This window comes from Rhodococcus sp. ENV425 (assembly GCF_002887785.1).
GTDB lineage: Bacteria > Actinomycetota > Actinomycetes > Mycobacteriales > Mycobacteriaceae > Rhodococcus > Rhodococcus aetherivorans.
This window is the reverse complement of the sequence record NZ_PCZU01000025.1, coordinates 8,180-22,465: the sequence shown is the minus strand read 5'-3', so window position 1 is coordinate 22,465 and position 14,286 is coordinate 8,180. Positions and strand designations below refer to the sequence as shown.

General features: G+C 63.3%; 12 protein-coding genes. 5 read left to right on the top strand and 7 right to left on the bottom strand.

Annotated features, from left to right (window positions below):
* The first annotated feature begins 12 nt into the window (after positions 1-12).
* Both CQZ88_RS01360 and CQZ88_RS01355 read left to right on the top strand, forming a co-directional pair.
* The gene (locus CQZ88_RS01360; RefSeq protein WP_102799137.1) at positions 13-780 is read left to right on the top strand and encodes a WecB/TagA/CpsF family glycosyltransferase; all 768 of its coding nucleotides are present in this window, start codon (positions 13-15) and stop codon (positions 778-780) included.
* 3 nt (positions 781-783) lie between these two features.
* Positions 784-1,932 (top strand): glycosyltransferase family 4 protein, encoded by a 1,149-nt coding sequence (locus CQZ88_RS01355; RefSeq protein ID WP_081636946.1) that lies wholly within the window; start codon positions 784-786, stop codon positions 1,930-1,932.
* Positions 1,933-1,943: 11 nt separating this feature from the next.
* Here CQZ88_RS01355 and CQZ88_RS01350 read toward each other — a convergent pair whose 3' ends face one another.
* The 4 genes from CQZ88_RS01350 to CQZ88_RS01335 all read right to left on the bottom strand — a co-directional run bounded on the left by CQZ88_RS01350 (position 1,944) and on the right by CQZ88_RS01335 (position 6,539).
* Entirely contained in the window at positions 1,944-3,170 is a 1,227-nt protein-coding gene (locus tag CQZ88_RS01350; protein WP_044475795.1) for a hypothetical protein, read from the bottom strand.
* Positions 3,167-3,706 (bottom strand): serine O-acetyltransferase, encoded by a 540-nt coding sequence (locus tag CQZ88_RS01345; protein WP_006934347.1) that lies wholly within the window; start codon positions 3,704-3,706, stop codon positions 3,167-3,169. Before CQZ88_RS01345 ends, CQZ88_RS01350 begins: the two co-directional genes overlap by 4 nt.
* Positions 3,703-4,830: a glycosyltransferase family 4 protein gene (locus tag CQZ88_RS01340; RefSeq protein ID WP_006934348.1), complete on the bottom strand. Its 1,128-nt coding sequence runs from the start codon at positions 4,828-4,830 to the stop codon at positions 3,703-3,705. Before CQZ88_RS01340 ends, CQZ88_RS01345 begins: the two co-directional genes overlap by 4 nt.
* 167 nt (positions 4,831-4,997) lie before the next feature.
* Complete coding sequence (locus CQZ88_RS01335) at positions 4,998-6,539, bottom strand: sugar transferase (RefSeq protein WP_102799136.1); 1,542 nt, start codon at positions 6,537-6,539, stop codon at positions 4,998-5,000.
* A 784-nt stretch (positions 6,540-7,323) separates the two neighbouring features.
* On the opposite strand from CQZ88_RS01335, the gene CQZ88_RS01330 reads away from it, so the two are divergent.
* Positions 7,324-8,250, top strand: coding sequence for a UTP--glucose-1-phosphate uridylyltransferase (locus CQZ88_RS01330; RefSeq protein ID WP_006934350.1), 927 nt, complete (start codon positions 7,324-7,326; stop codon positions 8,248-8,250).
* Between the two features lie 41 nt (positions 8,251-8,291).
* Here the strand turns inward: CQZ88_RS01330 and manA are convergent, their stop codons facing one another.
* From manA to CQZ88_RS01315, 3 genes are all read right to left on the bottom strand, one after another.
* The gene (gene manA, locus CQZ88_RS01325; RefSeq protein WP_006934351.1) at positions 8,292-9,524 is read right to left on the bottom strand and encodes a mannose-6-phosphate isomerase, class I; all 1,233 of its coding nucleotides are present in this window, start codon (positions 9,522-9,524) and stop codon (positions 8,292-8,294) included.
* Between the two features lie 42 nt (positions 9,525-9,566).
* Positions 9,567-10,646 carry a sugar phosphate nucleotidyltransferase gene (locus CQZ88_RS01320; protein ID WP_102799135.1) on the bottom strand — a complete coding sequence of 360 codons (1,080 nt, stop codon included), beginning with the start codon at positions 10,644-10,646 and terminating at the stop codon, positions 9,567-9,569.
* Positions 10,647-10,761: 115 nt separating this feature from the next.
* Positions 10,762-11,409, bottom strand: a complete 648-nt coding sequence (locus tag CQZ88_RS01315) for a hypothetical protein (RefSeq protein WP_006934355.1) — start codon at positions 11,407-11,409, stop codon at positions 10,762-10,764.
* 306 nt (positions 11,410-11,715) lie between these two features.
* On the opposite strand from CQZ88_RS01315, the gene CQZ88_RS01310 reads away from it, so the two are divergent.
* Together CQZ88_RS01310 and CQZ88_RS01305 are read left to right on the top strand one after the other, a co-directional pair.
* On the top strand, positions 11,716-12,900 hold the full coding sequence (locus CQZ88_RS01310; protein WP_180986919.1) for a polysaccharide deacetylase family protein: 1,185 nt from the start codon (positions 11,716-11,718) through the stop codon (positions 12,898-12,900).
* Between the two features lie 54 nt (positions 12,901-12,954).
* Positions 12,955-14,274 (top strand): O-antigen ligase, encoded by a 1,320-nt coding sequence (locus CQZ88_RS01305; protein ID WP_081636948.1) that lies wholly within the window; start codon positions 12,955-12,957, stop codon positions 14,272-14,274.
* Positions 14,275-14,286: the final 12 nt, after the last annotated feature.

Below are 14,286 nucleotides of genomic sequence, written 5' to 3'. Positions count from 1 at the left end.
AAGATCTCAACGATGATTCCTGCCACGGCACCCGACAGCGTTCGAATCCGCGTCGGCACTGTCCCCTTCAATGTCACCACCCTCCCCGACGCTGTCACCCGAGTAATTCGTGCAGCAATCAAATCGGAGCCCATTTCAATTCGTTTTTCGAACGCTTATTGCGTAGCACTCGCATCACAGGACTCGGAATACCAGTCGCTACTGAATGGTCCGGGATTGAATTTCCCGGACGGCACTCCCGTGGCGTGGTTCATGAAAAAGAACGCCCACAAGAAGGGCTTCATTTTTGGACGGGTGCGGGGCCCCTCACTGTTCACGGAAACGCTGAATGCGGGCCGGAAGGACAATGTGGGGCACTTCTTTCTTGGGACCACCCAGGAGACTTTGGAAAACCTTGAGGCCGCGGTGGCTGACAGGTTCCCCGGAACCCGGATTTCGGGTCGTTTCGCACCCCCGTTCGCACCCCTCGACGAAGACTTCTATCGCGATTGCGCAGCGCGCGTCGCCGCGACCGACGCGCAGTTGATCTGGGTGGCACTGGGCACTCCAAAGCAGGACTTCGTGGCCGTCGAGCTGGCCAAACGTGTCGGTCGACCGTGTGCGGCGGTCGGGGCGGCGTTCGACTTCGTTGCCGGGACCGCAAAGGAGGCGCCGGTGTGGATGCAGAATTCCGGAACCGAGTGGGTGTACCGGCTCGCGACCGAACCGCGCCGACTCTGGCGCCGGTATCTGCTCGGAAACATTCAATTTCTACGCTCTGCAATGACGGAATCGGCCTAAGTCGTGAAGATCGCTCTGGTCCACAGCTTTTACACGAGCGCCCAGCCGAGCGGTGAGAACACCGTAGTTGAGGCGCAAGCCGAGGCGCTGCGCCGTGCGGGACATGAGGTGCTCCTCGTTGCCCGGCACACCGACACCGAGGCCTCCAAGCCGCTGTACAAGGCCCGTGCGCTCCTGACCGCCGCGCACCTGACCGGACCGGACCCGAGGCCGGCCCTGGAAGAGTTCGGGCCCGACGTCGTCCATGTCCACAATCTGTTCCCGAATTGGGGCACCTCCTGGCTGCACCAATGGGGGCCGCAGACCGTCGCCACCCTGCACAACTACCGCACCATCTGTGCCGGGGCGACCCTATGGCGGGACGGCAACGACTGCACCGAATGCCTCGATCATGGTTCCATTCGGGCGGTGAAAAACAAATGCTATCGAAATTCGACTATTGCAACGCTGCCGCTTGCGTGGTCCACGCGATCCAGGGGTACTAAATCGCCGGTTTTGTCGAACTCGAGAGCACTTGTTGTGCTAAATTCGGCAGCGTATGGCAAATTTTGTTCACTATTTCCTCACTCGGACGTGAATTTGATCCCGAACTTTGCGGCCACAATGGGCGATCAACCACGTATCGATGGTCACGGTAATTGGGTGTACGTGGGCCGACTCGTCGCAGAAAAAGGAATTTCGTGGCTTCTTGAGAATTGGCCAGCGGATCGACAACTCGACATCATCGGCGCAGGACCACTCGCTGACACTGTTGCACTGGCAGCCAGACGCCAGCCAGGGAGGTTTCAATTTCACGGGGCCCTCCCGGGACACGCAGCACGGCAGGCGATTACCAATGCCTGCGGGCTGGTTCTACCGAGCCTGTGGTCGGAGGGTATCCCCACGGTGGCACTCGAGGCGCTGGGTTCGGGCACGCCGATCGTGGTCTCCGACCAGTGCGCATCTGCCGACGAACTCACCGCCGGCGGCGGCGGTGCGGTGTTCACTTTGACTCACGGAAATGGTTCGCTAAAGACCGCATTGGCGAACGTTGAGCGCGACAAGGACGCCCGCACGCGGGCCCATGCCACGTATCAGCAGCAATACTCGGAGGAAGCGTGGATTCAGCGCATCAGCGATGTGTATCGGCGTATTCGCTGCGCCGCGGGGTGATTCGGGTTAGCTCACCCGTTCGGTGAGCTATGCACATGGGGTGGCGATCCCGAGACCGGCGTGATTCGCTCCTTCGCGGCCAAGCCGACCAGCGTTGCCGCGTTGGAGGTAACGAAGCCGAGCGCTAACCCTGGAGCACCGAAGGCGATTCCCGCTCCCACCGACGCGAGTGGCTCGATGACTGCGGCACCAATCCGCCATCGCAGCCAATAGGATTGGGGGAGAACTATTCGGATGCGGACCATGTAGATCATGAGGTAGAGGCTCAGTGCAGCGCCGAGCGTGAGAGCACCCAAGGTCCAGTAGAACGAGGAACTGTCACCGAATCCCAAGAGGTCGAAGACCCCGAGGGGATTTATCGCGCGGGCAAACATCAGAACGAGTCCGAGGATTCCTGCGGCGGTTCCACACAGGAGGGACCACCGTTTCACCGCACTTCGGTCTTCGGGGTCCAGACGAGGGAAGACGATCGCTTGGGCTTGAGTCGCCAACATCGTGACCGGAACGATCAGGAGCTGCGCCGATCGGAACTCTCCCACTACTGAAATCCCAACGAACCCGGCGATGATGTACTGGCTGACCTGCGGAAGCGTTGAGATCGTCGCAGCCTCGGTCAATAAGTGACCCACTGGCGCTGTCTTGATGATGCGGATCGTCCCGATCCGGCTGCGCACCCTGAAGAGTGCAGCCGCCGATATCGTCGCGCCGACGATCTGGGTCCCGATGATCAGCTCAAGAGCATGTCCAGGGACCACGATCGCAGTCGCCAGGCCGAGCACACCGATCACGAACCACACCAGATCCGAACCGAACGCCGCTGCCGGTACTTTCGCCCCGAGAAACATGTATCTCAGGAAGTCCTGGAACAGCGACAGGCAGCACAACAGCGGCAATAACTTGAAGACCGCCGGTCCAGAGACGATCACCGACATAAGCGCCGACAGCCCGGGGAAGGACATCCACATCAGAACCAGCGCCAGCGGCAGACCGGCCACCCGGCTGACGTGCGCTCCCCGCATCAGCGTCTGACTGAGCACCAACCGTTGGATCGCGAGGCCAACCACGGCGGGCGCATAGATCAGCGAGAACGCACCCAGGGTCTCGATACCGGCGAAAGCCTGCACACCGACGGTCATCGTGAGATTGGTGATTCCGGTCAGCGCGACGCTCAGTGCCGGCAAGGCCGCAGCCAGGGCGCGACGCCGCAGGCCGGCCTCCACAGCTGCCGGGCCGGTCATCGATCCCCTACGCCATCCGCTACCGCTGCGACCTGCGACCCGCTCACGATCTGGGCGGGATTGCCGACGACGACCGCCCCGGCCGGCACGTCTTTGGAAACGACCGCGCCCGCCCCGACCACCGCGCCGCGTCCGATCGTGATGTCGCCAATGATGATCGCGCTGGCGCCGATTTCGACGTCGTCCTCGATTCGAGGGGCCGGGCCGCCGTGGGTTTTCGTGCCGAGTGTGACGTTGTGTCGCAGTGTTACGCCCCGGCCGATGATCGTGCCGTCATTGATCACGATCCCGATTCCGTGGTACACGACAAAGTTTGGACCAATCTTCGTCTTCCACGGGATCTCTATCCCTAGAATCCACTCGACCATGACGCGGTAGACGACACCGACAAGGAGGACCGCCGGGTTGATCCGCCAGTACCGGGTCGACCGCAGGGCGTGGGCGAGGCGGAAGGTAACGAGCACGATCCGCGCCTTCGGGTTGCCAGCATTCGCCGCCCAGTCCTGAAAGACGGATACGGTCAACGACCTGGTCACCGGCAGGCCCTCCGTGTTGAGTCGAGAAGGGCGACGAGGCCATCAGTGAACCGGGTGGCCATGTCCTCGACGGACAGTTGCTCTACAGTATTCGCGCACTGCTGCTGCAGGTCCTGGAGCGTGTTCGGTGATTGCATCAGATCCAGGACCCGGTCGACATAGTCCTCGACTCGGTCGTCGGTGATGATTGAGTTTTGGTCGGTGAGGTACTCGAACTCTGGAGCGTGCCATCCCCATCGGGTGGTGACGATCGGTGCCTCGATGGCGAAGGAGTCCACAGCGGCTAGCCCCACCCGTCCGGGCATCAGGATCACGTTGGCATCCTTGACAGCGGGGAAGTTTGCGGCGAGCGGGAAATTCCCCAGGTAGCTACACCATTTTTCGCCTGCAACCGCTTCCACCTTGTCACGGTCACGGCCGTTGCCGACGATGATCAGCCGGAATCGCGGGTCCCGGGCGTGGATTCTCCTACTGGCGTCGAGCAGGAAGTCGAGGCGTTTGGACTCGTCGAGGCCGCCCACGTATAGCGCCGGCCACACTTCACCGGTACCGCGGGGGTATTCGCGGCGAAGCTTCTTCAAGCGCTCGGTGTCGACTGTGTTCTGCACGTTGGTGCACCGGGCGGTGGGCATCCCCATCGCCGCTGCACGTTCGACGCTCCCCGGGGTGTATCCGAAGTACCAGTCGGCTCGGGCAATCATGGCCCGCTGTGCCCAATTCTCAAGTACCGACTGCGGTTTGGTGATCGTCCGTCCGTGCCCCCAGATCGCGACCTTTGTGGTGCGCGGCCGAAAGAGCAGGACATGGCTGTCGAGGTTCTTGATAGCGTGTTCGACCACAATTATGTCCGCGGTGCGGATCCGATCATCGAGACGCCGAATGTAGAGGCGACCTCTGGGGGTGGGTACCCCCAGTTTCCGCAGCTCACGGGTCGGGTATCCAGTGGCACCGTCCCCGCGTGCCACATCAACGCCCTCGGGAGTGCCGGTGGCAACATCCAGCTCGATCCCCTTGGCCGCCAACTTGGCGTCCAGCACCTGCAGCAACGGCACCCGGTAGCTGTTGAGGTAGGGCAGGATGATGCTGACTCGCGGCCTCGCACGCAGCATGGTCTCGCTCCCCACAGTTTCTCCGTGCCCGTCATGGGGCAATCGAACACTTCGGTCACCACTCCCGGCACCGCAAGGTACACGCAACCACGAGTCAGACATTGACGCGCAATCCCTTTCCCGACCGGAATTCATCCCAACACTCGCTCGCTCGATCGACCAGAAGATGTTCATGTGGGCTCCTAGTACGCGCCACCGCCCACCGCGACAGCCTTGATCGTCTTGCCAACTATTAGGAGGTCGCTCACCATTGACCAATTCTCTACGTACGATAGATCGAGCCTAACCGACTCATCCCACGAGAGATCCGATCGACCGCTTACTTGCCACAGGCCTGTCACGCCAGGAAGAACGAGGAGCCGGCGCCTAATCAGTCCGTCGTAGTTCTCCACTTCTCGGCGCAGCGGTGGGCGCGGGCCAACGACGCTCATGTCACGGCGAACGACGTTTATGAACTGCGGCAGTTCGTCGATGCTATAGCGACGAATGAGCCTGCCAACCCGCGTTACGCGTGGGTCGTCTCGCATCTTGAATAGGAGGCCCGCCCCTTCGTTTCGTTCCATGAGTGCAGTCACTTGCCGATCGGCGTCAGTGACCATCGATCGAAACTTGATCATGCCGAAGGGCTTGCCATCGAGCCCGATGCGTTCAGACCGATAGAACACCGGCCCCTTGCTGTCGAGCTTGATCGCGATTGCCACAGCGGCGAACACGGGCGCCAAGACTAGTAGTGCCATGAGCGAAAACATCAGATCGAAGGCGCGTTTCCCACTTCGCTTGGCCCCGTGGTAACTGGGCTTCTCTACATGAATGAGGGGTAGTCCGGCAACGGGACGCATCTCCATGCGCGGACCAGCCACGTCGACGACGCCCGTTGCCACCACCAAATCCGCCTCGTGCGGTTCGAGTTCCCATACAAGGTTCCGGATTCCCTCGTGGCCAAGCGTTTCCGTAGCGGTGACAACAACGGTGTCCGCACCCGACTCGGTGAGCGCCTCCACTACGGAATGCTCGTCGCCGTAGATCGCGATCCGGGTCCCATTCACCTCGATATGCTCACCACGCCCGCCTGCGTACCGCGGAACGCAGACTCCGACGACTCGGTAGCCATCGGAGGTCTCACGTTGGAAGGTCTTCGTCATGTGCCGTACGGCGCGTTCACCACCGACAACGAGGACCGAGGTCTGGAACTCGCCCCGGCTCCGCTTTCGGGCGACGACACGACGCCAGGTCCATCGGCTGAACAGCAGAGCCACCAGTCCAACGGGCAAAGCGATCGCGAGATAGCCGCGAGCCAGGTCAAGCTTGAATACGAGAGAAATGATTGCGATTGCGCCGAAAAGTCGTAGCGTGCCAGCAATGACTCGCTGATACTCCTCGTAGCCGCTGCCGATTACGCGTCTGGATCGTGAACGGAAGAGAATTAGGGTGCCGATCCAAGCAGTGGCGAAACAGAGTGATATCGCCGCGTAGTTCAACTCGCTGAACGTCGGTGTCGCTAACAGGTCAGACTGGCCGAAGCGCACGACGTGTGCCAGTACAACGGCCAGCACTACGATGATGTTGTCGGTCCAGAATAGGCGTTTGACGTATGCACCCTGCCAAGACCAACGAGTGTTGACGGTCCGGTCTCCAACCGAGTACGGACCCCCCCGAGTCGATGCGTCCGTCGTCGCGTCGACTCGGGCTTGTATCCGGTCGGCTTGCCCCACCGCTGATTCCATCCTGTCCCCTCCCCGAGCGCCAAACGAGCGAAATGCCCGCGTCGGTGCGACTACCCAGGGACGATCGCGCGGACGGCGTCGACATGCGCGAGTACCTCCCCGCACTGCACACGTCTCAACCTGCGCTGCCCTCGGTAGGGATCATCTTGGAGTATTGAGCCGCGTCTTGCATCTCGGTCGGGCTTCTGCGCACCGCCGCGTTTGCGGCCTCTGACCAGCGTGGACCCCTTACTTCTCAGTAACTTCTCAGCAAGTTGCAGGTCAGGCGGTATGTACCGCCCCTAACGGCCCGTAGCATTCGGAATTCAGCAGGTCAACGTTACCGTGTGAAATGTCACACACCACTCAGGTTTCCACGCAAAGTCGAGCAACCAACTGGACATATGACCAATTCATCCGGACAGGTAGATGCAGGTGGTTGGTATTTGTTTCGGACTAGTTTTGCCGTGCACAGTTTCGATCGTCGATGCCCAGATTTCCGGAGGTACCTACCGAACTCGGACGACGTCGGTGTAGGCGCTCGACGCCCGATCCGACCTGAGTGCAGGGCCGTGAAAAGCACTCGGGTGGATACCGGCCCGCATTCCCCACTCGGCGCCCGCTTGCCGTATCGCGGTTCATAGACAAGACGACTAGGATTCGATTGTCGCGCAGTCTCACGGCACCATTCCTCCCCCTCCGGGGCCTCCGGCGCGAGCCTGATTCACTCGACATTCCCATTGGCGCGGATTTCTCCAGCAAGGGGAATCCAGTCTGCCCCTATACGTAAGGACGAGGTGTCGTCATGGGCGAATTCATCGCCGAGAACCCGAGCGTCTTCAAGACGGCGGTGGTGCCCGCCGCCGGCATGGGCACGCGGTTCCTTCCCGCCACCAAGACGGTGCCCAAGGAGCTCCTTCCCGTCGTTGATACCCCCGGGATCGAACTGGTCGCTTCGGAGGCCGCCGAGTCGGGCGCGAGCCGTCTCGTCATTGTGACCGCACCAGGCAAGGCCGGCGTGGTCGGGCACTTCGTTGAGGACCTGGTCCTGGAGAACCATCTGGAGTCCAAAGGGAAGCACCACCTGCTCGAGAAGGTGCGCAAGGCACCGAGCTTGCTCGATGTCGAATCCGTCGTCCAGGCGGAGCCGCTTGGGCTCGGGCATGCCGTCGGTTGCGCCGAGCAGGCCCTCGACGACGACGAGGACGCTATTGCGGTCCTCCTGCCCGACGATCTCGTCCAGCCGTGCGGTGTCCTGGAGGTGATGGCCCGTGTGCGTGCCGAGCGCGGCGGCAGCGTCCTCTGCGCGATAGACGTGCCGAAGTCGCAGGTCAGTTCGTACGGCGTCTTCGAGGTCCAGGAGGTTCCCGGTGTCACGAACCCGGATGTGATGAAGGTTCTCGGCATGGTCGAGAAGCCGAAGCTCGAGGACGCTCCGTCCACCCTCGCCGCTGCCGGCCGCTACCTCCTCGACCGCGCGATCTTCGATGCGCTGCGCCGCGTGAAGCCCGGCGTGGGCGGGGAACTGCAGCTCACCGACGCCATCTCGCTGCTGATCGACGAGGGCCACCCCGTACACGTCGTTGTCCACCGCGGCTCGCGGCACGACCTCGGCAATCCGGGCGGGTATCTGCGAGCCTGTGTCGATTCCGCCCTGGCCAGCGCGGAGTACGGCCCGATGCTCCGGTCCTGGCTGACCGACCGGCTCAAGCAGATCGACCCGGAAACCTAGAACACGAACTGTGGCCCGGCCGGTGCCGGGCCACAGTTGTATTACAGCAGTGGCACCGTTGCACCGAACACGATGGCGTGCGCAGTTGCGCTGCACACCGTCACGTCGGGATCGGTGGCCGGGATCCACGTCGACTCACCCCGCTCGAGGCCCACGGTCTGCTCTCCACCGCGCAATTCGACCGCCCCCGCCGTGCACAGCACGATTCGGGGCATCCCGGACTCGAATGCGACGGACGTGGTCGCGCCGCCCGAGAGGTCCAATTCGGCCCGCATCAACTCGAACTCCCGCACCGGCGGCACGTACACGGACGTGCCGCCGCCGATATGCGGTCGCTCCCACGGCACGTCGAGCGCTTCGAAGTCGAGCACGCGCAGCAGTTCCGGCACGTCCACGTGCTTGGACGTGAGCCCGCCGCGGAGCACGTTGTCCGAGTTCGCCATGATTTCCACGGCTGTGCCCCGCAGGTATGCGTGGAGGTTGCCCGCCGGCAGGAACAACGCGTCGCCCGGTTCCATGGTCACCCGGTTGAGCAGGAGCGACGCGATGACGCCCGGGTCCTCGGCGTAGACCCGGCCGAGGTCGAGGGCGGTGCGTGCCGCGACGGTGAACTCGTCGTCCGAGCCGGCCCGCGCCGCCAGGTAGCGCTCGCACCCGGCCAGAACGGCGTCCGTCAACGCGACGAGAGACTTGGTCGGCAGCGTCATCCACGCGGTGAACAGGGCGCGCAGCCCCGTCGCGTCGAGGTGGTCGCCCAACTCCGACGCGTAGGGAGTCAGTTCGGGGACGCTCAGGTCACGAAGGAACTCGACCGTCTCGGTCGGGGCCCGAAAGCCGGCCAGCGCCTCGAAACGGCTCAGCGCCACGACCATCTCGGGCTTGTGGTTGTCGTCCCGATAGTTGCGGTGCGGTGCGCCCAATGGAATTCCGGCGTCGTTCTCACGCGCGAACCCCTCCCGAGCCTGCGCCCGGCTCGGATGCGCCTGCAACGAGAGCGGCTGCTCGGCCGCGAGGACTTTCAACAGGAACGGCAGCCGACCGTCGAATTCTCGGGCACATTCCGATCCGAGCTGGCCTTCGGGATCGCGAGCAATGAGATCGAGCAGCGACACCGTGGTGCCGTCTTCGTCCACCACGGCCGGGGCCGCCGGATGGGCACCGAGCCACAATTCGGCCTCGGGTTCCTCGGTCGGCGCAGGCCGGCCGGTCAGCTCGGCCAGCGCGGTGTGCGAACCCCACGAATAGTTGCGAACGGCCCCGCGAAGCGGATACATCGAGCTCCTCCCCGGAACCGGATCAGCTTGTCCTGCATGCCTCTACACGTCGGTGGAGAACCGGACCCCGCCGTCCGGCAGGACGACTCCCGGCCACACCCGCGCGCCGCGTAGCAGTTCACAGCGGGCTCCGACCTCGGCGCCGTCGCCGATCACGGCGTCACGAACCAGAGCACGCGGCCCGATCCGGGCACCGAATCCCACGATCGAGCGCTCCACCACCGCTCCCGCGTCGATGCGTGCGCTGTCGAACACCGCGACTCCGTCGAGCCGGGCTCCGCCACCGACCACGACGTCGCGGCCGACCACGGTTCCGCCGATCAGCATCGCCCCAGGGGCGACGCGGGCTGTCGGGTGTATGCGGGCCTCGCCGCGCTCACCGTCGAGCGCCGGGGACGGCGCAATTCCCCGGACCAGGTCGGCCGAGCCCTTGACGAAGTCGTCCGGCGTCCCCATGTCACGCCAATACGCGGCGTCGACGTGGCCGAACACGCGGGCGCCGTCGACGAGCAGCGCCGGGAACACCTCCCGCTCCACCGAGACGGGACGTCCGGCCGGGATCTTCTCGATCCACTCGCGACGGAAGACGTAGCAGCCGGCGTTGATCTGATCGGTCGGCGGATCCTGTGTCTTCTCCAGGAACGCCGTGACCCGTCCGTCCGCGTCGGTGGGCACGCATCCGAAGGCGCGTGGATCGGCGACGCGCACGAGGTGCAGCGTTACGTCGGCGTGGTTGACCTCGTGCGTGTGCAGGATCTCGCGCAGGTCGCTGCCGCCGAGTACGTCGCCGTTGAACACCATGACGTTGTCGGAGCGCAGGTGGGGCATCACGTTGCGGATGCCGCCGCCGGTGCCGAGCGGCTCGGTCTCGGTGACGTACTCGATCTCCAGCCCCATGCTCTCGCCGCTACCGAAGTACTCCTCGAACACCTCGGCCTTGAACGACGTACCGAGCACCACGTGGGTGATGCCCGCGCTCCTGATCCGCGCGAGCAGATGCGTCAGAAAGGGCAGCCCCGCCGTGGGCAGCATCGGCTTGGGCGCCGACAGCGTCAGGGGCCGCAGACGCGTTCCCTTTCCTCCTACCAGGACCACCGCGTCGGTCGCGGCTCCTCCGCCCATGTCCCTCCCCTATCGAACGCGCGCCCGGCGCGACCGTGCGCGAATGCAACTGTCACTCCCGCGAAGCACGCGGCGGCGGCATCCCGGGTGGGATGCCGCCTGCGCGCGCCGAAGGTCAGCTCTGCGAGAGGTCCGGCAGCTGATCGCCGAAGAGATCGATCACGAGACCGATCAGCTCTTCGGGGGTGTCGATGACGTCGTCGGTCTCGGGCGCGGCGTCCGCCTGCGGAACGGTCCCCTCCGACTTGGTCGGGGCGGACTGCGCGGCCGGGGCCGCGGGTGCGGGAGCGGCGCCGTCGCCGGCGACGTTCACGACGATCGGGTTCTGGAACGGCGCGCCGGACTTCAGGCCGACGTTGTCCCACTGGGTGCCGGCGGCGTCCTGGCAACCCCAGTACACGTAGTAGGTGCCGGCCGCGATGGGCTGCGGGCCCTGGGAGACGGGCTGGCCGTCCTGGACGAAGGTGATGGCGGAGGTGCTGGTGTTCTCGACGGAGAACTTCGAGCCGGGCGCCTGTGCATCGGCGCGGCCCGACGGATCGGCGGCGTCGAGCCCGCTCTGCTTGGTCGACACGTAGGTCACGCAGGTGACACCGCCGGCGACGTCCACCCCGGCGAAGTCGAAATCGACGGTGATCGAGCCGGGCGTGCCCGACGCCCCTACGGACGGGTTACCTGCCGCGGACGCGGTCCCCGGCACGCACAGCGCCAGCGCTCCCACCCCGACAACGGCCACAGCGGTCTTCTTCAGAACGGATTGCATCAAAGCTCCCTCGAGTACGGCGATTCCGCGGAAGTCGCGGCATGCACTTCGACCCCCCGGTCGGAATGTTCTGAGACACCGTAACCCGAGGCGGCTTCACATGCGAGTCGGTCGGTCTTGTGCGGACGGCGCCACGCGCGCCTGTATGCCACGGATTCCAATCACCGAAGCGCCGGATCTGCAGCCCGATGTCGTTTCATCGGACTGTTCCAGCTCGAAGTAGCCGACAGGGTTGGTCCTTGACCAGTGCCACGGATCCGTAAGTGACAATTATCGTAGATTGCCGAAGATGCCACTTATGCCCCGGTGTCCGGCTCCACCGTGTACGCAAGAAACTCCGACCTTGCCGCGTCGTACGCACGTGGCGCAGTGGTGTTCACGTGGGACGACGGCTATACGAACTGGACGCAGGTCGCGGACATGGCGGCCGCACGCAATCAGCGGCACACATTCTGTGTCACGCAGAGCCGCGTTGGAACGACGATCACGCAGGCGGCCGTCCAATCTCTTGCAGCTAATGGTGGGCATGAGATCGCACAGCATTCCAAGACGCACGCCAACCTCACGCAGATCACCGCCGCGCAGCGCGCAGATGAGTATGACAAGTCGTGGCTGACCGACATGATCGGGCGTGACGTTCGCACGTTCTCGTATCCATACGGCACGTCGAACTCGCCCGCCGGAAGGAACGCCACCACAGACACCGAGTTGTACCTTCGGTATGACCGCCTCCTCGACACGACCGGGGTGCACGTCTCCGCCATGTATGACAGGTTCACCACCCCGTTCGTGGTGCGCCGGTACGGGTGGAACGACAACGCGGCATCACAGTCGAAGGTGCTCGAGTTGATCCGTCTCGCGGCGACCACCCCGGTGACTGTGGTGATCTACGCACACGACCCTGCCGGGCTGCTGTCGTCGGGTCGGCTCGAAGTGGCGATGAACACAGCGCAATCGTTGGGTGTTCCGTGCATGACGGCTGCTGAAGCGTTCCCAGCGCAACCGAGCAACATCCTCGACCCCGGTTTCGAAGATCCAGCCCTCGGGTCGTGGGATGCTGGCGCAACCGCCCCGAACAGTGTGGCGTCGGTGGCAGACACGCCTGTGGTTGGGTTTGGTGGTTCGCGGTCGCTGTTCATTCATCAGGAATCGTCCACTGGTCAGACGGCGGCGAGTCAGTTCATCAAGTGGAAGCCGAATACGGCGATGCGGGTGACGTACCGGGCACGCAGTGTGCGGCGCACTCAGGGCACGTCAGCTCAGATCGGCCCGATGGTGCAGTTGTACGACGGTGGTGCGAACAATCTCCTCAATACCCAGTACACGGCGTCGAGCATCACGTCGGATACGTGGGTGCAGGGCACGTTCGATGTGACCGCTGTAGCGGGAGCGGAGATCGGGAAATTGTACTTCCGGGTCTACAACTTCGACGCCGACCTCTACGTCGACCATGTGCACGTCTCGCCTGCGACGGATACCGCGCTCGGTTAAGACCATCTCCTAGTGAAACATGCTGGTCAGTCTGCTCATCGCTACACTCACCCCATGCAAACCCTGAGCAGACAGCCAGAGTTGAAGGTTTCCGAGGAGTCGGTGCGGATACGACGCGCCCGCGTACTTCTCTGGCTGGGTGCCTTTATGCCGATTATTTACACCGTCGGTAAAGGCCTGCATGAGGTGGGTGGCGTCGGCCCCCTCGAGCTGGTTCGTGGCGGCGGAGGTCTAGCTCTCTTCTTCCTCGTTACCGTTGGAATGAGGGTTCCGAAAGGGCGCCCACTCCGTAACGGTTTGGCTGAGGTTGGGCTCTTCTTCTTCGTCGCGGTGGCCGGTCTCAGCTCCCTTTGGTCGGTCGATCCACGGCTGACAATCTTGAAGTTGGTTCCACTCGTCGCGACATATTTGTGTCTGGCAAAACTCTCGACGCTGTACGACAGTGTTCAGGAGATGATCGGTGGAATCATCGCTGTCGCGCACGCGATCCTGATCGCGACATTAATACAGTTGGTCATCTGGCCATCGCGCACTTACTCCACGGATATATTCGGTGAGGAACCTCGCATCCACAGCGTATTACCGGCGATTGCATCGAACCTGTTTGGCCTCGTGGCCGGGATCGGGATCGCAGCCGTCTGCCTGAAGATTGGCCCGAAGTGGACAACCCGGGCGCCGTGGAGTGTCCTTCTTGTAGTGGTGTACTTCCTGCTCCTGCTCGGAACACGCTCCCGCGTCGTCACAGCCGTCTCGCTGATCATCATCATCGCCTGCCTGGTGCGCGCCATGCACCGAAGTCAGAACGCAAATATCATCGGCTGGTTCGCCGCTACCGCAGCCGTGGCCGGAGGCTGGTGGGCGTGGACCCGCGAGGACATCAGAGTGACTGTCACCGACTTTGTAGTCCGAGGCCAGGACGCGCAGGGCTTGTCAACCTTGACCGGACGTACCGTCGTGTGGGATCGAGTGCCAGCACTGATCGAAGGCGACGAGTGGTGGGGGTGGGGATACTACAGCGGTCACCGTGTCGGGTTACCTGCGCGTGACAGTCTGTTCCGTGGCTATAGCAACCTCGATAACACATGGCTGGAGAGCGTGGTCGGCGTCGGGATCATAGGCACGGCTGGATTGGCGGCGTTTATGATCTTCGGGGTTATCCGAACCATTAAGGCGACGAAGGGCATGGGCTCGTACCGGCTCTTCGCAGTACTCCTCGCCGTCGGTATCACTGGTCTGACCATGATTAATCCAACCATTCAGACCAACACGTCCACGCTGGTCTTCTTCGCCGCACTCGTGTTCGCGACGCGACGTATGACGGTCGAAACGGAGCCAGCGAAGAGCCGCCGACCTACCGTCGCTGCATACGCTTAAGGCGCATCTCTT

Excerpts from the sequence above, each read along its gene's own strand:
- CQZ88_RS01360 (WP_102799137.1), top strand. The coding sequence starts at position 13 with ATGATTCCTGCCACGGCACCCGACAGCGTTCGAATCCGCGTCGGCACT.
- CQZ88_RS01350 (WP_044475795.1), bottom strand. The coding sequence starts at position 3,170 with ATGACCGGCCCGGCAGCTGTGGAGGCCGGCCTGCGGCGTCGCGCCCTG.
- CQZ88_RS01335 (WP_102799136.1), bottom strand. The coding sequence starts at position 6,539 with ATGGAATCAGCGGTGGGGCAAGCCGACCGGATACAAGCCCGAGTCGAC.
- CQZ88_RS01330 (WP_006934350.1), top strand. The coding sequence starts at position 7,324 with ATGGGCGAATTCATCGCCGAGAACCCGAGCGTCTTCAAGACGGCGGTG.
- manA (WP_006934351.1), bottom strand. The coding sequence starts at position 9,524 with ATGTATCCGCTTCGCGGGGCCGTTCGCAACTATTCGTGGGGTTCGCAC.
- CQZ88_RS01320 (WP_102799135.1), bottom strand. The coding sequence starts at position 10,646 with ATGGGCGGAGGAGCCGCGACCGACGCGGTGGTCCTGGTAGGAGGAAAG.
- CQZ88_RS01315 (WP_006934355.1), bottom strand. The coding sequence starts at position 11,409 with ATGCAATCCGTTCTGAAGAAGACCGCTGTGGCCGTTGTCGGGGTGGGA.
- CQZ88_RS01305 (WP_081636948.1), top strand. The coding sequence starts at position 12,955 with ATGCAAACCCTGAGCAGACAGCCAGAGTTGAAGGTTTCCGAGGAGTCG.